Below are 19,758 nucleotides of genomic sequence, written 5' to 3'. Positions count from 1 at the left end.
TGTTTTATTAACAGCAACAGAATCACGCCCAACGGGTATAACAAAGAATGATCGACGTTATCAGGCATACTACCAAATCACCAGCTGTTCCAACGGTCTTACCTGTTTGGATACAAACAGATGAACTGAAGCTTGTAGTGATTGGTGGCGGCCAACAAGCCTGCGAACTGATCAGCTTACTCATTAGCAGGTATAAGATGAGTGCTATCTCGGTCATTGCACCAACTGTCAGTGATAAGATCAAAGCGCTTGCAACACAGCATAAGCAACTACAGGTGGAAGAGAGAGATCACCTTGCTTCAGACCTGGAAGGTGTGCAGCTACTTTTAGCAGCTACTGATAATGCAGAACTTAATGAAGAAATAAAACACCAGGCATCGCTGTTCAATATTCTTACTCACGTTGCCGGTGCACCTGAACTAAGCGATTTCTCTCTCAATGACACGCATGATCCATCTTCATTGCCTACCACTTCTTTCCTGCAGAAGCTGCACAATGGCGAGCTTCACTGGAAGAACCTGGCTACCTATTTCATTATTGCATTTTCGTTGATGGTCATCGGCCACATCATCATTTCTTATTTACCCTTACCTCCTATAGCCGATGTTTGGACTGGTGTAAAGCCACACCTGACCGGAAGGTTCTTTCTATTTGTTTTAGCAGGCTTCCTGGCGCAAATGGTAGATGGCATGTTAAGTATGGGTTACGGCGTTACTTCGGCCACATGTCTTATTTCTGCAGGAGTAAATCCTGTATCTGTAAGTGCCGCTATACATACATCAGAAATATTTACAACCGGCATTTCCGGCTTCAGCCATTATCGTTTTAAAAACGTAAATAAAAAATTATTCAAACACCTGGTTATACCCGGAGTGATTGGTGCCGTACTAGGTGCTATCGCCCTCGTGTATATTGGTGAAAAAGCAGGCAAATACCTTATGCCGATCATTGCATTATATGCCATGTTCCTCGGTGTAAAAATTCTGATGAAAGCATTTCAGCTGCAGAAAAAAACGGTGAAGGTGAAACGTGTTGGCTGGCTTGCATGGGTGGGTGGTTTTCTAGATTCATTTGGTGGCGGAGGCTGGGGACCTATAGTAACGAGTACATTGATTTCTAAAGGGAAAAATCCTCGTTATACAGTAGGTACAGTAAGCCTTACCGAGTTCTTCGTTACATTCTCAAGTGCGTTCACCTTCTTCTTTACCGTTGGTATCAGCCACTGGAATGTAGTACTTGGTTTATTGATCGGAGGTTCTATAGCAGCACCATTTGCAGCACGACTGGCAGGTAAACTTCCAAGAAAAACGATGATGATAGCCGTTGGCGTCATGGTCATCATCTGGTGTATAAGAATGATCATAAAAAGTTTCGCATAAAAGATAAAGCAGTAACAATGGATATACTTCGCATAGCTACAGCAGGCAGCGTAGATGATGGTAAAAGCACATTGATCGGGAGATTGTTGTACGATACCAAGTCTATTACCAAAGACAAACTAGAAGCAGTAGAAGCCAGTAGCAAAAGAAAAGGTTTAGACTTTGTAGACCTGTCGCTGCTAACAGATGGACTGATAGCTGAACGAGAGCAAGGCATCACCATTGATGTTGCGCATATCTATTTCACTACCGAAAAAAGGAAGTATATAATAGCCGATACTCCCGGACACGTGGAGTATACGCGCAACATGATCACCGGTGCATCCAATGCTGAAGCATCTATCATACTAGTGGATGCACGTAATGGTGTATGGGAGCAAACGAAACGTCACCTGTCAATTTTCGCTTTACTGCATGTACAAACTGTATTTGTGTGTGTAAATAAAATGGATCTGGTTGGTTTTGACGAGCAGGTATATGTGCAGATAACGGAAGAGGTACAACAACTTGCAACAAAGATTGGATTTGAAGGCCAATTGATATTTATACCAATTGCAGCTAAATATGGAGATAATGTAGTAGAACATTCTGCAAGAATGAACTGGTACAGCGGAGAACCTCTTTTACATTACCTGGAAGCATTAGCAGTGCACCAGAAAGACGACACTTTACCGGCACGATTTCCTGTACAATTTGTTATCAGGCCGCATAGCAACGAACACCATGACTTCCGCGGCTATGCAGGAAAATTAATCAGCGGCACTTTATCAGCCGGTGAAAAGGTGGTGGTTTTACCATCATTGAAAACTTCCACTATCAGCACTATAACTGTAGCTGAAGAGGAACGATTGGTAGCCAAAGCAGGTGAAAGTGTGGTGTTACAACTGGAAGATGATGTAGACATCAGCCGTGGGAATATGATTGTACCGGCAAACAGTAAGCACCAGCAGGTTAACAGCTTTACCGCCACCCTATGCTGGATGGACGAAGATAAATTAGCACCTGGCCAGGCTTATTTACTGCAACATGGCGTACATGTTGTGAAAGCAAAAGTGACAGGCATTACAAGTGTGCTTAACCTGGAGACTATGGAAGAGAATACGGAAGTATCATCCTTTAAGTTGAATGACATCGGCAAGGTGAATTTAAAAACAGCTAAGCCCATATTTGCGGACCTGTATGCAGAAAACTCAAGGAACGGTGCATTCATCTTGATCAATGAGTTTTCAAACACTACCGTGGCAGTTGGTTTTATTCAACACCTATAAAAAACAGCCGGCAGTTACTGTTAATGCAATTTCACATTTTGAACCACCTGCATATGGCTAACTTTGAAAAGATGAAAATAGCGATTGCTCTTCTTTGCGTACATGTATGCTGTTGCCATAGTGATGGATAACATGTGGAGAGTATTTATTTAAATATTTATAAAGCTCCACCCCGCGTGGAGCTTTATTATTTTTAATGATCAACAAATGCAAAAGGAAATTATAGATAAACCTTTGCTACAACGGTTGGAGGAAGTAAAGGATAAAATTGGAAATACGCCTTTGGTCAAAATAGAAAACCTGTATAATAAACCCGGTGTTTCTATTTATGCAAAGCAGGAATGGAAACAACTAGGTGGAAGTGTGAAGGCAAGAGCTGCATATAATATCATTCGTTCGGCTATTGAGAACAATGAACTAACCAGTGATAAGATTTTATTAGATGCAACCAGTGGCAACACAGGGATAGCATATGCTTCCATTGCAAAGGAACTGGGGATTCAGGTGGCGCTATGTCTGCCGGGCAATGCAAGTAAAGAACGTAAAGAAATACTTGAAAACCTGGGTGTACAGATCATTTACACATCACCCTTTGAAGGCACAGACGGCGCACAGGAAGAAGCACGTGCATTGGCTGCAAACGAACCAGGTAAATATTTTTACGCGGACCAATACAAGAACAACAATAACTGGAAAGCACACTATTTATTCACTGCTGAAGAAATATTGAAAGACGTTCCGGGCATCACGCATTTTGTAGCAGGCCTTGGTACTACAGGCACATTTATTGGAACAAGTAGAAGATTGAAAGAGCTAAAGCAAGGCATTCAATATATTTCTCTTCAACCCGACTCTGCACTGCATGGACTGGAAGGATGGAAGCATTTAGAGACTGCTGCAGTACCGGCCATTTACGATGCTACCGTAGCAGATGAAAACCTGCAAGTATCCACCGAAGCAGCATACGAAATTTTAAAAAAGGCAATCAAGCTGGAAGGACTGCACCTGAGCCCATCTTCGGCGGCCAACCTTGCAGGTGCAATACAAGTAGCGGAGAAAATAGAACAAGGAACTATAGTTACTGTTTTACCTGATAATGCAGACAAGTACAGTGAAGTAATAAAACGACTGGTTTAATGGCAATACAATTTCAAGCGAATTCATTTCAAGAACTGGTGGCTGATGCAGAAAAGACTTTTCCTGATGAATGCTGCGGCTTCATGGCAGGAAAAGAAGATGGCGAAGAAAGAATAATAACAGCCATTTTACCAGTCATCAATTCTAAAGAAGGCGACAAGAAGAGAAGATACCTTGTATCTCCTATGGACTATATGAAAGCTGAGCAATGGGCTGAAGATAACAACCTGCAATTGCTGGGTATTTATCATTCACATCCTAATCATCCATCGGTACCATCGGAGCACGACCGGGTGGCCGCGCAGCCTTATTTTTCGTATGTAATTGCTTCCATAATGGATGGAGCTTTTGCAAATATTCAATCGTGGAGATTGAATGATGATTTTCAATTTGAAGAAGAAACTATCACTAATTAAAAACACATAATGGCTACTATTTTAATTCCAACACCATTACGCAAGTTTACCAACAACAGCGCAAAATTGCAGGTACAGGCTACCACTATAAAAGAAACAGTTGATGAATTGATCCTGAATTTTCCTGACCTGAAAAAACACCTGTTAGACGATCAAGGAAATATCCGTTCGTTCGTAAACATATTTGTTGGCAACGATGACATCCGCGATCTGCAACAGGAAAATACAGCTGTAAAAGAAGAAACGGTTATCAGCATAATTCCTGCAATTGCAGGAGGAACCTTCTAACATACATACACATGAGTACAGAAAATATAACTTTTTCACCGGCAGAATATGCACGCTACAACAGGCATATCATCATCCCCGAATTTGGTTTAGAGGCACAGAAAAAATTAAAAGCCGCCAAAGTACTGGTAATTGGTTCCGGCGGTTTAGGCAGTCCTGTTTTGCTTTACCTGGCTGCTGCCGGGGTAGGCACTATAGGTATTGTAGATTTTGATGTAGTGGACGATAGCAACCTGCAACGCCAGGTACTTTTTGGAGTGGAGGAAATAGGTAAACCAAAAGTAGAGGCTGCAAAACAAAGGCTGCAATCGCTTAACCCGCACCTCAATATCATTACCTACAACACACAACTTACCTCAGCCAATGCACTTGAAATAATCAAAGAATATGATGTAGTGGCTGATGGTACTGATAACTTTCCAACACGCTACCTGGTAAATGATGCATGTGTTCTGCTAAATAAGCCGAATGTTTATGCTTCCATTTTTCAATTTGAAGGACAGGTCTCTGTCTTCAACTATACAAATGCAGCAGGTGAGTTAGGTCCTAATTACCGCGACCTCTATCCTACGCCTCCGCCACCAGGACTTGTTCCATCGTGTGCAGAAGGCGGAGTATTGGGTGTGCTTCCGGGCATCATAGGCAGCCTGCAAGCCAATGAAGTGATCAAGGTGGTAACAGGCATTGGAGAAACATTGTCGGGTAGATTTTTTGTGTTCGATGCACTCACTTTTGAAGTACGCACCTTCAACATTAAGCGCAATGAAAACAACCCGGTGAATGGTAAGAATCCAACAGTCACAGCTCTTATAGACTACGAACAATTTTGTGGTATGAAGGCTGTAGAAAAAACCATTAAAGAGATCTCTGTAGAAGAATTTGAAAGCTGGCGCGAAGCAGGAGAAAATTTCCAGGTGATAGATGTACGGGAGCCAAATGAGTACGAGGAAGTGAACATTGGAGCCTTGCTTATTCCATTAGGCACAGTAGCGGAGAATGCAGAAAAAATAGACAAGCATAGAAAAGTAGTGGTTCATTGCAAACTGGGTGGACGCAGTGCAAAAGCCATTCGTGAACTGGAGGAAAAACATGGTTTCACCAACCTGTATAATTTGAAAGGAGGCATAACGGCTTATTTACAAAAGACACAGCAAACGGTATAAATAGAAAGCGGCTCAAATTTGAGCCGCTTCTTTTTTATCATCAACAACCTATAAATTTTATCGTGGATCTAACGTAGAAAGCACATGATAAAAAACCGAGAACACTCTACGCAGGTCAGCAGGATTGGTAAGCGCCCGTTGAATTACCAGGTGAAGATGATCTTCTTCAGTCTGGTCTGTTTTATCAATGTGAAAAGAATAACCTGAAAGATTTTGGAACACTGTCCGTAAAGTTTCATCAGCAAACAGCTGCTTCAGCCTTACCTCATCATTAGTTTGTACAAGTACGTTATCATCAAATTCAGGATAGCCTACTTTCACATCCTGCATACCAAAAAACTTTCCTATCCGATTAAGAAAATCTTCGGGAGTAATAGCAAACTTGAAGGTATTACTTGCAGGAAGTGCAGCACGAAAAGTTGTCTGTTCAAATCCCCATCCTTCGTCTCCCCCACCCACTGATTTTACAGTCTCAAGGTCTACTTTATACTTACCGGTATTGATAACTGCACGATAATTATTTGGACTTTCCTGCCAGGTTATATCGGTAGAGAACTGCTCCCATGCTTCATCTACGGTAGTAGCGGTAAAGGTTCTTTGATCCATAAAGCTATATTTTTCAGATTCTTACAAAATAACTACGCCAACCTGCTCTTTATCCATTCCTATCACATCTAAAGCATCACTAAAATATTCCAAAGCCATGCATATGTTTATGATGCTTGTCACCGGCACAAGAGAAACAGGATGATGAATAGCAGAAGAAATCTTGGACCCAAAGTATTTGTTGTAAGGCACTGGGAATTAATGTATTCCTAAAACTGGCGGAAACGGAAGAACAGTGGAATGCATTACGCAAATTTGTAGACGATAAATTTTATTGAATGCAACTGAGAAAAATAACGATCCTTGCCGGGTTACTTATCATACATTTTATTGCTAATGCACAGGCCGATCTCAAAGGTTGGCACCTTCTTGATCCTGGTTCTGATAGTCTTCATGGTATCAGCCTCCAGCGCACTTACGATTTTCTAAAAGGTAAAAAAAGCCAACCTGTTGTTGTGGCTGTTATTGATAGTGGTATAGACACTGCACACGAAGACCTTAAGAATATACTCTGGCGAAATACAAAAGAGATACCTGGAAACGGTATAGATGATGATGGCAATGGTTATATAGACGACGTGCATGGATGGAATTTTATTGGCGGAAAAGATGGACGCAATATTGGCAAAGAATCTATGGAGGCCAGCCGCGTATATCACCGCTACAAAGAAAAGTTTGATAAGAAGCACATTGATGAGTCAAAACTTACCAGCACAGAAAAAGAAGAATATGCTTTATGGAAGAAGGCTGCTGAACTATTGAACATAGATCGTGATGAGCAGGTTGCTGTTATGTTTTTGGAAGTAGCATACAAGGCAGCTAAAAAACATGAAAAGGTTTTGATCAGCGAAATGAAGAAAGAATCATTTACTGCTGAAGAAGTAGAAAAATTTCAACCTACCACTCAACCAGGTAAGCAAGCCAAAATGGGTTATCTCACTTTTTTAAAGATAACCGAGATGGAACGCGAAGAGACCAATACTAGCATGTTCTCTCAACTAGAAGAATATTTAGCTGATAAGAAAATGGCGCAGGATGCAAAAGAGATCGCGCCGGTAAATTACCGCGAAGAGATCATCAAAGATGACTACTTCAACATTGGCGACAGGTACTATGGCAACAATGATGTAATGGGACCTTCGCCTACACATGGCACTCACGTAAGCGGCATCATAGCAGCAGAACGCAATAATGGCGTAGGTGTAGATGGAGTAGCATCTAATGTAAAGATCATGACCATCCGTGCCGTACCCGATGGTGATGAATATGATAAAGACATTGCCTTAGCTATCAAGTATGCTGTAGATAACGGTGCTAAGGTGATCAATATGAGTTTTGGAAAAGGACTTTCTCCTGAGAAGAAGTGGGTAGACGAAGCAGTACGCTATGCTGAATTGAAAGACGTTCTTCTGGTTCACGCAGCAGGAAACGATGGGAAAAATAATGACGAAGAAGCCAGCTATCCTAACAGGAATTTGAAGACATACAACAGTACCGCATCTAATTTCATTTCTGTTGGTGCCAGCAGCGATTTTATTGTTTCAAACAATCTTGTAGCAGACTTTAGCAACTATGGAAAAAGCAGCGTAGATGTGTTTGCACCCGGCGTAAAGATTTACTCAACACTACCAGGTGGTAATGCTTATGGTTTCCAAAAAGGAACAAGTATGGCGGCACCAGTAGTGAGTGGTGTGGCAGCAATCATTCGTTCGCATTTTCCTAAGCTGTCGGCTAAGCAGGTGAAATATGCAATTGAAGCATCGGTTGATAAATTTGATAATACGCCTGTTAACAAACCAGGTTCAAAAGAGAAGACTGCATACAGTGAATTATGTACCTCAGGTGGAAAGATCAATGCTTATAGAGCTATCAAATTAGCATCTACCTTGCAGCCTGAAGTAAAGGAGGTAAAAAAGGAACAACTTCCTCCGTCCACTTTTAAGAACATGCCTGTAAAACAATAATATGCCACGACCTGCAACCGGAACTTTTCCTGCTTACTATGCCAATTACATTTCATTGGTACAGGTAGACGATGTACCTGCAGCAATAGAAACTTACAGCAAGGACATCCTAACCTTCTGGAGAAATATCCCGGTAGAAAAGCATACGCATCGCTATGCCGAAGGTAAATGGGATCTTAAAGAAATGCTACAGCACGTTATAGACACTGAACGCATTTTTGCTTACCGTGCATTACGCCTGGCTCGTAAAGACACCACACCACTTCCTGGTTTTGATGAAGTAGCATATGCAGCCAATAGTAAGGCAAGCGATCGTCCGTGGGATGACCTGTTAGCAGAGTTTGAGTGCACCCGTCAATCAACCAACCTGTTGTTGCTCAGCTTTGATGAAGAGCAACTGCAACAACAAGGTTTTGCCAATGACAACCCGGTAACTGTACATGCTATTTGCTTTATTATATACGGGCACCTGCTTCACCACCAGAATATTATCAGCGAACGCTACCTGTAATCAACTTCATTTTCCATTTATATATGCAGGAGCAGTAGCTGTATAAACCACATGGATATGTGAAAACAACTAATGCGCTAAATATTTTCTTTGTGCAAAATCTGCACAATGAAATATGCAATGTTCCTGGTTGTACTGCTATCATTAACTTTCTCCAAAGTATCCTCGCAACAGAACTTCCGGTTTGACGACTACTTCTATTTCAGGAATAACATTTACCTGCAAACACCCAACGCACTGCTGAACGGAGCGGTTCTAAAAATGGGTTCAAGAGATACAGCAGCTGCCATAGAACTGGTAAAACAAGCCGCTTCAAAAGGCATGTTTGATACCTTGTACATTACTACGAAGAGTAAACTGAAGTTTATCACTACTACTCCTCATTGGAAGCAAATTGCCACTACCATACAAAACAATAGGGATAAATATGCTGATCCTGCTGCTATGGAAATACGTACAGAAGATATAGATAACTTCTGGCGCCTGTTCGATAGGATCCATGATAAAAATTCAGATGAACTTTTTACCAGTGAATACATAGTAAAAGGCTCGCCAGGCATTCGCACTTTTTATGAAGTAAGAATGCAAAGCCGCGCCACCAACCTGCTGGAGTCGGTGCGCCAGAGGCAGAAATATTATGAGAGCATCAGACCAATAACACTACAGGTAAAGAACTATAAACCTGCTATAAAAGAAGCAGCAAGAAAAATAAAAGAACTATATCCTGATGCGATTTTCCCTCCTACTACTTTCATTGTAGCACATTTAAATTCTTTTGGAACAGCAGATGGTGGTGGTGGCCAGCTTATCAGCACTGAGTTCTTTTTAAACCCTTCGCAATTAGACACTGCAGGTATTGGCGAGTGGGAACGCAGCGTTCTTACTGATACTTCCAAACTGCTTGGTATAGTAGTTCACGAGAATATTCATATACAAGAGAAATCAAAGTGGGATCCGTCGCTGCTTGGCAGGTGCACCGTGGAAGGCCTCTGCGATTTTATAACACAACTGGTGCTTGGCTACAACATCAATAGCCGCATCCACGACTATGGCAACCGCCACGAGAAAGAACTATGGGAAAAATTCAGCAAACAAATGCACGGCAAAGACGTGGACGAATGGCTGTACAATGGTATGTCAGCAAAAGATTACCCGGCTGACCTTGGATACTATATTGGCTATAAAATCTGCGAAGCTTATTACGATAAAGCCGTTGATAAAAAGCAGGCAGTAAAAGACATCCTGGAGATACAGGACTTCAAAAAGTTTCTGGCTGATAGCGGTTATGAAGAAAAGATTGCAAAGATGGCAAGCAACCCATAGATAACATAGTTGATGTAAAAGAACAAGCCCATGAAAGATCATGGGCTTGTTCTTTTTTTAAGATTTTACTAAGCGCTATTTCCTCTAAATCTGATTTCAATCCACTCAATCGTGGTTCTACAATCTCTCCACCACCATTGCGCTTGCACCACCACCACCATTACATATACCGGCAGCGCCTATGGTTGCATTATTTTGTTTTAGTACATTCAGCAGGGTTACAATAATACGTGCACCGCTACAACCTAATGGATGACCTAGCGAAACAGCACCACCGTTGGCATTCACTTTAGCAGGATCCAGTTCCATCCGCTGCGTATTTACAATACCTACTATACTAAATGCTTCATTCAGTTCTACGTATTCCACATCCTTCATTTCAAGGCCGGCTTTCTTTACCGCTTTAGGAACAGCAATGCTTGGTGTAGTAGTAAAATTTTCAGGCTCCTGTTCTGCATCAGCATAACTGCGGATGCGTGCGATTGGCTTTATACCTAGCTCATCAGCTTTTTCCTTGCTCATAAGCACTACTGCAGCAGCACCATCATTCATAGTACTGGCGTTGGCAGCTGTTACCGTTCCTTCCTTACTAAAAGCAGCACGCAGCGAAGCGATCTTATCAAACTTAACATTCCATGGCTCTTCATCACGCGCCACCACTATTGGGTCTCCTTTTTTAGAAGGTATTTCCACCGGCACTACTTCTTCGTCAAACTTACCACTCTCCCATGCCGCCTGGCTACGCTTATAGCTTTCAGTGGCAAAGGCATCTTGTTCTTCGCGGCTAACCTTGCTTATTGAAGCAAGCGCATCAGCAGCGCAACCCATAGCGAATGTGCTATAGCAGTCGGTAAGGCCATCTTTTTGTAGTCCATCTAACATCTGTACAGCGCCGTATTTATTACCCCAGCGCATGTTCTCTACATAAAAAGGCACCGCGCTCATATTTTCCATTCCGCCGGCTACTACTACATCAGCGTCGCCAAGCATAATGCTTTGCGCACCTTGCGATATAGCTTTCATACCACTGGCGCAAACCTTATTTACAGTAGTCGCAATTACTTTATCAGGAAGGCCGGCATACCTCGCTGCCTGGCGTGCAGGCGCCTGTCCCAGGTTGGCTTGTATCACACAACCCATCAGTACTTCATCTACCTGGTCAGGAGAAATGCCAGCGCGTTCTACGGCAGCTTTAATAGCAATAGCTCCCAGGCGTGGTGCAGGAATATCTTTTAATGCGCCACCAAAACTTCCCATTGGGGTACGCACAGCAGAAACAATGTAAACTTCTTTGTTCGTCATAATTGGCAATCGTATTTGTTTAAGTCAAATTAAATAATCCAAAGGCGCGGCAAAGATAGCAGCGATTGTGGATGTGCAGATTGTAAAAAAACAAGTTTAGGTTACCAGTCAAAGTACTTGCTTCAACATTGTTGTGTCACTCACTTGTACGGTTATATCGCTATGCACCCATCCCAGCTGTAGTACATCAACCATGCATACCTGCAAGATCCATGATCACGTTCCATTCATCTTCCGTTACGGCACTCACCGACAAGCGGCTGAGCTTGATGATCTGCATATCCTGCAATCTCTTATCCTGTTTGATAGTAGCCAGCGACACCGGCTTCTTCAGTTTCTTTAACGGTTTAAAATCTACCGCCACCCAATTAGGGTCATCCGTAGTTGGATCCTGGTATGCTTCCTTCACAACTTTTGCAATGCCCACTATTTCCAGTCCTTCATTGCTGTGATACCAGAATGCTTCATCACCCTTCTTCATTGCACGCAGGTTGTTACGCGCAGCATAATTACGCACACCATCCCAAAACGTCTGCTTATCCTTTACAAACTGATCCCAGGAATATTTAAATGGTTCAGATTTTATCAACCAATAATTCATAAATCAAAATTCAAAAGTAAAAAGTAAAAAAGCTATAGTGCATCATCTCGATCAGTAATCAAAAGTTCAAGATTTTGACTTTTGACTTTTGACTTTCAACTTACCCTACCATCCACTTGCCAGCACATCAGCTATATGCATGGTCTGTAGTTCATAGCCTTTGTTTTTTGCGTAGCCGCCAAAGTGCATCATACAACTGTGGTCGGTGCTGATAATATATTTAGCGCCGGTTGCCATTGCATTCTTGATCTTTTGATCAGCCATGGCAACACTGATAGGTTCAAATTTTACAGCGAATGTTCCGCCAAATCCACAGCAGGTTTCTACATCTGCCATTTCTACCAGCTCCAGCCCCTGTACATGCTGCAACAGTTGGCGTGGCTCTGCTTTTATCTTGCATTCACGGAGTGCGGCACAACTATCATGATAGGTTGCCTTGCCTTGAAGCTTAGCACCAAAATCTACAACACCCAGCACTTTTACAAGAAACTCAGAGAACTCATGCGTTCGCTCTCCCAGCTTCAGCACTTCATTGTGAACAGATGAATTGTCGAAAAGTTTTGCGTAATAATTTTTTACAAAACCTGCACAGCTGGCACTTGGTGTAACAATGTAATCCGCACCCTCAAAGTCTTTCATAAACTTGGTGCAAATGGTTTTTGCTTCTTCCCAAAAACCTGCATTGTAAGCTGGCTGGCCGCAGCACGTTTGGTTGGTATTGTAAGATACTTTGCATCCAGCCTTTTCAAGCACCTTCACCATATTGAAGGCTGTCTGCGGGTATAACTGGTCTACAAAGCAGGGGATAAATATCTGTACGTTCATATTTTATGAAAGTAATAAGTAGTAGGTAGTAAGTAAAAAGACAAAAACAAATAAAGCGTCACAAACAGAAGCTTTAAAAACACCTCCCTTTGCGTCTTTCGGTTGCAGCAGCTTTGCAGCTCCAGTAGATGATCAACGACTATCAGTACAAGTGTGCGACGCAACGGCTGCTACATAGCAGCACTACTGCCTGGTCCACAAATTACTTCATGCTTCGCTTCAGCGATATCATTTTTATAGCTGTGATAGCAGCTTCTTCACCTTTATGGCCATGTACGCCACCTACACGCTCCATAGCCTGCTGTTCATTATCTACTGTCAGCACACCAAAAATAACGGGTGCTTCAAGAGAAAGATTTAGCTGCATCACACCATCCGTTACGCCTTTACATACATAATCAAAATGGGGCGTATCGCCACGAACCACTGCACCCAATGTTATATAAGCGTCAGCAGGTTTGGCAGAAGCAGCATGTGCTTTTACCGCAAATGGAATTTCAAATGCACCGGGCACAACAACAGTTTTGCTCTTAACGCCTGCAGCTTTCAACACTTTGCGACAGCCTTTCTCAAGCCTGTCGATGATGTGTGCGTTCCATTCCGTTTTTACAATAACAACAAAGGCATCCGCAATTGTTGGGATGCCTCTGATCAATGATGTATTTCCTTTTGTAGCCATTATTTTACGCTAAAGTCATTTTTCTCGATACTCAAACGATAAATGTATTTATCAATAGAAAATCCTTTTTCAGTCCGAGGATATTTTTGCTTGATCTGCTTGTACACATCTACCGCTTCCTGGTTCTTGCCCATGCTTTCCAGCAGGTAACCAGCACGGAAAAGGAATTCAGATGAGTTAACCTCGTCTTCAGGAAAATGCTTACCAGCTTTTTTGTATTGCTCTACAGCTTCCTCTTTCTTTCCTTGTTCGCTATAAGCATCACCCAGTTTACCATAAGCTATCATCTGTACCTGGTCAGCATCGGTAGTAAAATTTTTCAGGTGCTTTACAGCATTGTTGAAGTCTTGCTTTTTCAGGTAAATAACACCTGCATAATAATGAGCAAGATTAGCAGATGGCGTACCACCAAAATTGTTGATGATGTGTAAGAAACCCTTGTACTGGCCATTGCCATTCAAAGCAAGATCAAGGCTGTCGTTGCGGAAGAACTCTTCTGCTTTGAACATTGCTTCTGCAGCGCGTGCATTATTTGGTTCTTTTACAAGATGTTTATAAGCCAACCAACCAGCAGCTAAAACGATGATGGCAGCAGAAACACCAATGATCGCTTTCTTATTCTTTTCCCAAAAACCTTGAACTGAAGTTAGTGACTCATTTGGTTCAACTTCCTGTACTTTATTGTCAGCCATTTTATGTTAGGTGTATTTTTAGAGGGTGTGTTAGGCGCCACTTGTGGTGGCCATTTTATAAAAAATTAATCTACTATGAAAGGATAGTTTTCATCTACGTAAACATCTTTCAGCACTTCGCTATCATCTGGCCAAGGACTTTCTTCTGCAAATCTTACGCTCTCTTCTACCACTTCATTAATTCTTGCATCGATAGCATCCAGTTCTTCCTGTGTAGCATATTGCTCTTCCAGGATCTTCTTAGCTACCATTACAATTGGATCTTTCTCTTTGTACTCTTCCAACTCTTCTTTACGACGATACTTCTGAGGATCACTTATAGAGTGACCTTTGTAACGATAGGTTTTCATTTCAAGCAAAGTAGGGCCACCGCCTTCTCTTGCTCTTTTTACCGCACGTTCTACCGCCTGGTGAACTGGCTCTGGATTCATACCATCCACCATATCTCCCGGCATATCGTATGCGTCAGCCAGTTTATAAATATCAATTACGTTACTGGTACGTTCTATTGAAGTACCCATAGCGTAGTTATTGTTCTCGCAAATAAAAATAACAGGCAGCTTCCATGTCATTGCCATGTTGAAGGTTTCGTGAAGCATACCCTGGCGAGCAGCGCCATCACCAAAGAAACAAAGTACCACATTGTCTGTGCCTTTGTATTTTTCGGCGAAAGCCAATCCTGCACCGGTACCTATCTGTGCACCAACAATACCATGACCACCAAAGAATTTTTGTTCTACACCAAAGAAGTGCATACTTCCACCCTTTCCTTTAGCACAACCGGTAGCTTTACCGTAAAGCTCGGCCATACACGCGTTAGCGGTAATGCCTTTAGCCAATGCCCAGCCGTGATCACGATAAGCTGTAATGAATGGATCGTCCTGGCGGGTAGCAGTCATACAACCGGCAGCTAATGCTTCCTGGCCTACGTATGCGTGGAAGAAGCCACGGATCTTACCAGCCATTTTGTATTTCTCTTCAGCTTTCAGCTCGAACTGGCGGATGAGCTGCATTAGTTCATACCAGTATAAGTAGGTTTCTTTAGAAAATGTAGTTGACAATGTGCCTGAATTTTAGAGCGGCAAATATAGGATAATGTACCAATTAGCCAATTGCAGATTTAGTGCAGGTTTTACGGTATCGTTTGCAGGTATTATTTTCTATAAATGGGCTGAATTACTAGCTGTGTTACCACTGAAGAGAACTTACAAATAAATAAACAAGGATAAGCTTAGCCACTCACCCGCAAGTAAAATAAAAGCATTGCCGTTGAACTGAGCGTAGCAACGATGTGAGATCAAGGATTAAATGCTGGTTCCAAAATCTTCCTAGCCAGTGACATTATTTTGCTGTCATCCTAAACTTGATAACAAAACCAGAAAGCAACGTGAGAACACCCACAAGCGTAACGGCAACAGGCACACCTAAAAGATCGGATATAACTCCTGTTAATACAGCACCTATAGCATACCCGCAATCGCGGAAAAAACGGTAAATACCTACAGTTTCAGCGCGCTGTACAGGGTGTGTATTATCGGCTATGGCTGCAATGAATGTGGGATATACCATCGCTTTACCAATACCTAAAACAATCGAAAGCGCTACAAAATGCTGGTAAGTATTAGCTTGTAAAAACATTAAAAGAGTAGCCGCCTGCAAAAACATACCCCAATACAATAACGGCTTTCGTCCTATGAGATCTGAAATCTTGCCGGAAAATAATTGGCCCATACCCCAGCAGGCCGGGTAAATAGCTGTAATAACCCCGATCTCGGTAAGTGAAAAACCTTTGGCGGTAAGAATGAGCGGGTAAAGTCCCCATACCATTCCATCGTTCAGGTTATTTACCAATCCTCCTTGTACCACCGAACTCAAGTTCCGGTTGAAAAAGATGGTTTCTTTGAAAACGTGGTTCAGCGGAATGAGTGGACCCGGTAAAGCCGCGGCCGACTGCATAAATGGTCGCGTATCTTTTATGGCAAAGATGGAAAGCAAAATTCCGAGAATAGAAAAACCGACACCTGTATAAAACGGGTATGGCCGCAGCCCATAATTGGCAGCTATGTAGGCAACAAGAAAAGTAGTAAGTCCTACAGCCAGGTAACCAATGAATTCATTTAATCCAACTGCAAGTCCGCGATTTTTATCTTCAGCAAGATCAATTTTCATGACCAGCGTGCTCGACCAGGCGATCCCCTGGTTGATGCCAAGCAGGACGTTGGCGAAAATTATCCAGTTCCAGTTAGGTGCATACATCAGGATCCACGGAACCGGCAAAGCGAACAACCATCCAAAGATCAGCAACCGGCGGCGGCCATACTGGTTACTCAACCTGCCCGCCATGTAATTTGAAATGGCCTTACTTATTCCAAATGCTACAATGAAAGAGAATATTGCCGTTTTCGACTCTATACCAAACTCGGTGGTGGCCAGCTTTGGCAATAACGACCTTTCCATGCCTACCATGCCTCCAACAAATGCAGTAACGCATAACAGCAAAAGAAACTGCGGAAGGTTTTGTTTGATCCCCGGTGATTTGTCCATAAAACGAAAAGCGGCAAAGGTTGAAGAAAGGAATCAAATGGTGCTGATATTTCTTAATTCACTTGTTGAGAATGCTTCCATTAACTCACTTAGATGAAGCTTTTTACAGCAATATCATATTAGCTGTAAGAAGGCATTATACATCTGCTTAAATTTAATATACAGCAAAAACAGCAAAAGCAAAATTATAACTAATTGATAATCAAGCATGCTCATTTTTCAAATGTGGATTCTAAAGTTGCATCCTATCTATCTTGAAACGTAGCTTTGCAGCGGGGAAAAAATAGAAGAAGATGACGAAGCGGAATTTTGCTAACCTTGAAAACGGACTGAAAGCAGACATTCTTAGGGAAGATGGCGTATACATTGGTAAAGCGATGCATGGCGAAAGCATTATAACTCTTTACCAGCTAAATACATTTTATGTGGCTGTTCATTATACAGCTTATAGAAAAGCGATAGAAAAATATGTTCTCATTGATGACCCTGCCAAAATCGGCAGCTTCATTGATCAGGTCAACATAAGTGAATTCATAACCGAAACCCTTCAATAACTCTTGTTTAAACCCTTAAAATATGAAAAACAAGCATCTTGTATTGTATGCAGATGATGATGTAGATGATCTTACGTTGATAACAGAAGTATTTGCCAATCACCCCAAAGTAGAGCTCCTAACTTTTTCTAACGGATTAGAAGTATTAAGTTTTTTACAAGGCCTGCCTGAAGATGTAGCCAAACCTTGCTTGATTATTTTAGATATCAATATGCCAATTCTTGATGGTAAGGATACGCTAGTGAGCATAAGAAAGAATCCAGCCTTTGTAAAAGTGCCTATTCTTCTGTTCACTACTTCTAACCAACCAAGGGAGAAGCAATTTGCTTATGAATACAATGCAGGGTTCATTACCAAGCCAATTAATGTAACACAGCTGGAAAATATTGCTGAAATTTTCATTGACCATTGCACCGAAGAAGTAAAAAGTAGCATACGAAGCTTTCATTCTAAATAATAGGCTTCACGTTGTAATTATTGGTATGGGATCATGCCTGCCTTTACTTATTATTCCGAATTACCTGTTCCGAAACCAGTTTTAGTTAGTTCATTTTATACATAAAAGAGTACGCACAACAGTAATGGATGTTGACACCAGCTAACTCCTACTCTTGTTGTGTGCTCATTTTTCTTATTACAAGTTTTGTGTGGCTTTCGCAGGGTACAATATGTCTCCTTAACTTGCCGCTTTTCTAGCAGGATTATTGCAATCACTCTGCTTTTGTTTTACTATTAAAAAGTTACACCCCGAATATGTCCCGAATTGCAGCAACGATCTGTATTATAGCTACGTTAGGAATTGGCACCAGCTTTCTTTTTTCTCATACCAAAAAATTTGATGCGCAGGAGATTGTCCAAGACAGCTCAAGAGCAGAAAAGAATTATGCGAACTTCTGTGCAGGTTGTCATGGAGAGAAAATGGATGCCTTTGTTGACAGGAGATGGAAACACGGCAATACCGACAAAGATCTTTTCAAGGCAATAAAACATGGTTATCCTGATGAAGGGATGCCGGCTTTTGAAAAAGCTTTTACTGATAAAGAGATCAACGAGTTGGTCGAGTTCATGCAAAAAGGTATAGAGAACATTAAACGTTATGAATTCTCTGAGCCTAATAAATCCAATGTTTACAAACATGAATCATTATCTATAAAACTGGATACGGTTCTGACTGGTGTAGATGTGCCATGGGGTATGGCTTTTCTTCCCAACGATGATATACTGGTTACAGAACGTGGCGGCAAGCTTTACCGAGTTTCAAAATCGAAGAAAGCTGTAACCATTGGTGGTGTACCAGAGGTGGTTGCAGAAGGACAAGGCGGATTAATGGACATCATACTGCATCCAAACTTTAAAAAGAACAATGTTGTATACCTCTCCTATTCTAAAGGGAAGAAAACGGATAAAGGTGTATTGGCAACCACGGCTATCACAAGAGCAGTGCTAAAGGGAAATGAATTAGTAGATCATAAAGAGGTATTTGAAGCGCAGCCCTACTCCCGGACAAGACATCACTATGGGTGCAGGTTAGAATGGAGTAAAGATGGCAACTTATTCATCACTGTTGGAGAACGCGGAAACGAAAAGGAAAACCCGCAAGACCTGTCAAGGGATCTTGGCAAGGTGCACAGGATAAAAGAAGATGGTTCTATTCCTGCAGATAATCCTTTTGTAAATACACCAGGAGCCAGGCCTTCTATTTACTCTTACGGTCATCGCAACCCGCAGGGTATGGCTATACATCCTAAAACTGGGGAAATATGGACCAACGAGCACGGCCCACGCGGCGGCGATGAGATCAACATCCTGAAGCCAGCTACCAACTATGGATGGGCAGTTACTTCGTATGGCATTAACTACAATGGCCAGGTTATGACCAAGCTTACCACTAAAGAAGGCGTATCTGACCCGCTACTGTATTGGATACCTTCTATAGCTCCATCTGGAATGGCGTGGGTAACAGGTAAACGCTATAAAGAATGGAAGAACGGTTTGTTGGTAGGTTCACTCAGGTTTAAATATTTAAACCTGTGCACTGTTGAAAATAATAAAGTGATAAAGCAGGAGATTCTCCTAAAGAATATTGGCCGTTTAAGAGATGTACGAATGGCCCCAAATGGATACATCTATGTAGCAGTTGAAAAACCAACGGCAGCAATTTTTAGGCTGTTGCCCGTAAAAGGATAAAGAGAAAGCAGGCTCATTATAGCCTGCTTTTTTATTAATGCTAAACATCATCCGTACTGGCTACCTCTTCTATATCATCAAACGCAGTATGTGTTGGATTTACTTCTGCGTATTCCTTTATCTCAGCCTCGCCCTGTTGCTGGTTCCTTTCGCTTGCCCTTTGATTTTCTTCAACCATTGACTCTTTATCGTCAGCGAGATCTTCTTTTTCCAGGTTCATAAGAAACTTTTTGTTATTAAAACAAAACTTACGCCAGTCAAAGTGTCGCAATTCTTCGCCTCACTGTTTTTGTTTTATACATAAGCATTAAACTTTATT

21 protein-coding genes are annotated in these 19,758 nt (G+C 41.9%); 12 read left to right on the top strand and 9 right to left on the bottom strand.

Translation table 11 applies throughout. The features are described from left to right. Window positions 1-47 precede the first annotated feature (47 nt). The 6 genes from J4N22_RS07600 (at window position 48) to moeB (ending at window position 5,651) form a co-directional block, all read left to right on the top strand. Window positions 48-1,379 (top strand): TSUP family transporter, encoded by a 1,332-nt coding sequence (locus tag J4N22_RS07600; protein WP_207493329.1) that lies wholly within the window; start codon window positions 48-50, stop codon window positions 1,377-1,379. Window positions 1,380-1,396: 17 nt separating this feature from the next. Further along, entirely contained in the window at window positions 1,397-2,647 is a 1,251-nt protein-coding gene (locus J4N22_RS07595) for a sulfate adenylyltransferase subunit 1 (protein WP_207493328.1), read from the top strand. Between the two features lie 207 nt (window positions 2,648-2,854). Continuing rightward, window positions 2,855-3,784 (top strand): PLP-dependent cysteine synthase family protein, encoded by a 930-nt coding sequence (locus tag J4N22_RS07590; RefSeq protein ID WP_207493327.1) that lies wholly within the window; start codon window positions 2,855-2,857, stop codon window positions 3,782-3,784. Further along, the gene (locus J4N22_RS07585; protein ID WP_207493326.1) at window positions 3,784-4,200 is read left to right on the top strand and encodes a M67 family metallopeptidase; all 417 of its coding nucleotides are present in this window, start codon (window positions 3,784-3,786) and stop codon (window positions 4,198-4,200) included. The genes J4N22_RS07590 and J4N22_RS07585 overlap by 1 nt, the downstream gene beginning before the upstream one ends. 9 nt (window positions 4,201-4,209) lie before the next feature. Further along, window positions 4,210-4,488, top strand: coding sequence for a MoaD/ThiS family protein (locus J4N22_RS07580; protein ID WP_207493325.1), 279 nt, complete (start codon window positions 4,210-4,212; stop codon window positions 4,486-4,488). A gap of 11 nt (window positions 4,489-4,499) precedes the next feature. After that, complete coding sequence (gene moeB / locus J4N22_RS07575) at window positions 4,500-5,651, top strand: molybdopterin-synthase adenylyltransferase MoeB (RefSeq protein WP_207493324.1); 1,152 nt, start codon at window positions 4,500-4,502, stop codon at window positions 5,649-5,651. Window positions 5,652-5,708: 57 nt separating this feature from the next. Here the strand turns inward: moeB and J4N22_RS07570 are convergent, their stop codons facing one another. After that, the gene (locus tag J4N22_RS07570) at window positions 5,709-6,257 is read right to left on the bottom strand and encodes a hypothetical protein (RefSeq protein ID WP_207493323.1); all 549 of its coding nucleotides are present in this window, start codon (window positions 6,255-6,257) and stop codon (window positions 5,709-5,711) included. Window positions 6,258-6,535: 278 nt separating this feature from the next. Here J4N22_RS07570 and J4N22_RS07565 point away from each other — a divergent pair, with 278 nt between their 5' ends. The 3 genes from J4N22_RS07565 (at window position 6,536) to J4N22_RS07555 (ending at window position 10,055) form a co-directional block, all read left to right on the top strand. Then, window positions 6,536-8,221 (top strand): S8 family peptidase, encoded by a 1,686-nt coding sequence (locus J4N22_RS07565; RefSeq protein WP_207493322.1) that lies wholly within the window; start codon window positions 6,536-6,538, stop codon window positions 8,219-8,221. A 1-nt stretch (window position 8,222) separates the two neighbouring features. Continuing rightward, window positions 8,223-8,732, top strand: a complete 510-nt coding sequence (locus J4N22_RS07560; protein ID WP_207493321.1) for a DinB family protein — start codon at window positions 8,223-8,225, stop codon at window positions 8,730-8,732. Between the two features lie 108 nt (window positions 8,733-8,840). Beyond that, a complete protein-coding gene (locus J4N22_RS07555) occupies window positions 8,841-10,055 on the top strand; it encodes a gliding motility protein GldB-related protein (protein WP_207493320.1) in 1,215 nt (404 codons plus the stop codon). Window positions 10,056-10,172: 117 nt separating this feature from the next. Here the strand turns inward: J4N22_RS07555 and J4N22_RS07550 are convergent, their stop codons facing one another. The 7 genes from J4N22_RS07550 to J4N22_RS07520 form a co-directional block, all read right to left on the bottom strand. After that, window positions 10,173-11,357 (bottom strand): thiolase family protein, encoded by a 1,185-nt coding sequence (locus tag J4N22_RS07550; protein ID WP_207493319.1) that lies wholly within the window; start codon window positions 11,355-11,357, stop codon window positions 10,173-10,175. A 187-nt stretch (window positions 11,358-11,544) separates the two neighbouring features. Further along, window positions 11,545-11,958, bottom strand: coding sequence for an EVE domain-containing protein (locus tag J4N22_RS07545; RefSeq protein WP_207493318.1), 414 nt, complete (start codon window positions 11,956-11,958; stop codon window positions 11,545-11,547). Between the two features lie 105 nt (window positions 11,959-12,063). Beyond that, entirely contained in the window at window positions 12,064-12,783 is a 720-nt protein-coding gene (locus tag J4N22_RS07540; protein ID WP_207493317.1) for a (Fe-S)-binding protein, read from the bottom strand. A gap of 202 nt (window positions 12,784-12,985) precedes the next feature. Further along, entirely contained in the window at window positions 12,986-13,462 is a 477-nt protein-coding gene (ribH, locus tag J4N22_RS07535; protein ID WP_207493316.1) for a 6,7-dimethyl-8-ribityllumazine synthase, read from the bottom strand. After that, a complete protein-coding gene (locus J4N22_RS07530; protein WP_207493315.1) occupies window positions 13,462-14,154 on the bottom strand; it encodes a tetratricopeptide repeat protein in 693 nt (230 codons plus the stop codon). The genes ribH and J4N22_RS07530 overlap by 1 nt, the downstream gene beginning before the upstream one ends. 65 nt (window positions 14,155-14,219) lie before the next feature. After that, window positions 14,220-15,215 (bottom strand): pyruvate dehydrogenase (acetyl-transferring) E1 component subunit alpha, encoded by a 996-nt coding sequence (gene pdhA / locus J4N22_RS07525; protein ID WP_207493314.1) that lies wholly within the window; start codon window positions 15,213-15,215, stop codon window positions 14,220-14,222. A gap of 280 nt (window positions 15,216-15,495) precedes the next feature. Next, window positions 15,496-16,698 carry an MFS transporter gene (locus tag J4N22_RS07520; protein ID WP_207493313.1) on the bottom strand — a complete coding sequence of 401 codons (1,203 nt, stop codon included), beginning with the start codon at window positions 16,696-16,698 and terminating at the stop codon, window positions 15,496-15,498. A 293-nt stretch (window positions 16,699-16,991) separates the two neighbouring features. Between J4N22_RS07520 and J4N22_RS07515 the strand changes: the two genes are divergently transcribed. From J4N22_RS07515 to J4N22_RS07505, 3 genes are all read left to right on the top strand, one after another. Then, a complete protein-coding gene (locus tag J4N22_RS07515) occupies window positions 16,992-17,252 on the top strand; it encodes a hypothetical protein (RefSeq protein ID WP_207493312.1) in 261 nt (86 codons plus the stop codon). A 22-nt stretch (window positions 17,253-17,274) separates the two neighbouring features. Continuing rightward, the gene (locus tag J4N22_RS07510; protein ID WP_207493311.1) at window positions 17,275-17,709 is read left to right on the top strand and encodes a response regulator; all 435 of its coding nucleotides are present in this window, start codon (window positions 17,275-17,277) and stop codon (window positions 17,707-17,709) included. A 296-nt stretch (window positions 17,710-18,005) separates the two neighbouring features. Then, window positions 18,006-19,439: a PQQ-dependent sugar dehydrogenase gene (locus J4N22_RS07505; RefSeq protein WP_207493310.1), complete on the top strand. Its 1,434-nt coding sequence runs from the start codon at window positions 18,006-18,008 to the stop codon at window positions 19,437-19,439. Window positions 19,440-19,479: 40 nt separating this feature from the next. Here the strand turns inward: J4N22_RS07505 and J4N22_RS07500 are convergent, their stop codons facing one another. Further along, window positions 19,480-19,659, bottom strand: coding sequence for a hypothetical protein (locus J4N22_RS07500; protein WP_207493309.1), 180 nt, complete (start codon window positions 19,657-19,659; stop codon window positions 19,480-19,482). Between the last annotated feature and the right edge of the window lie 99 nt (window positions 19,660-19,758).

Source organism: Aridibaculum aurantiacum, assembly GCF_017355875.1.
Classification (GTDB): Bacteria; Bacteroidota; Bacteroidia; order Chitinophagales; family Chitinophagaceae; genus Segetibacter; species Segetibacter aurantiacus.
Note: the sequence above shows the minus strand (reverse complement) of the source record. Positions and strands in the feature narration are given on the sequence as shown.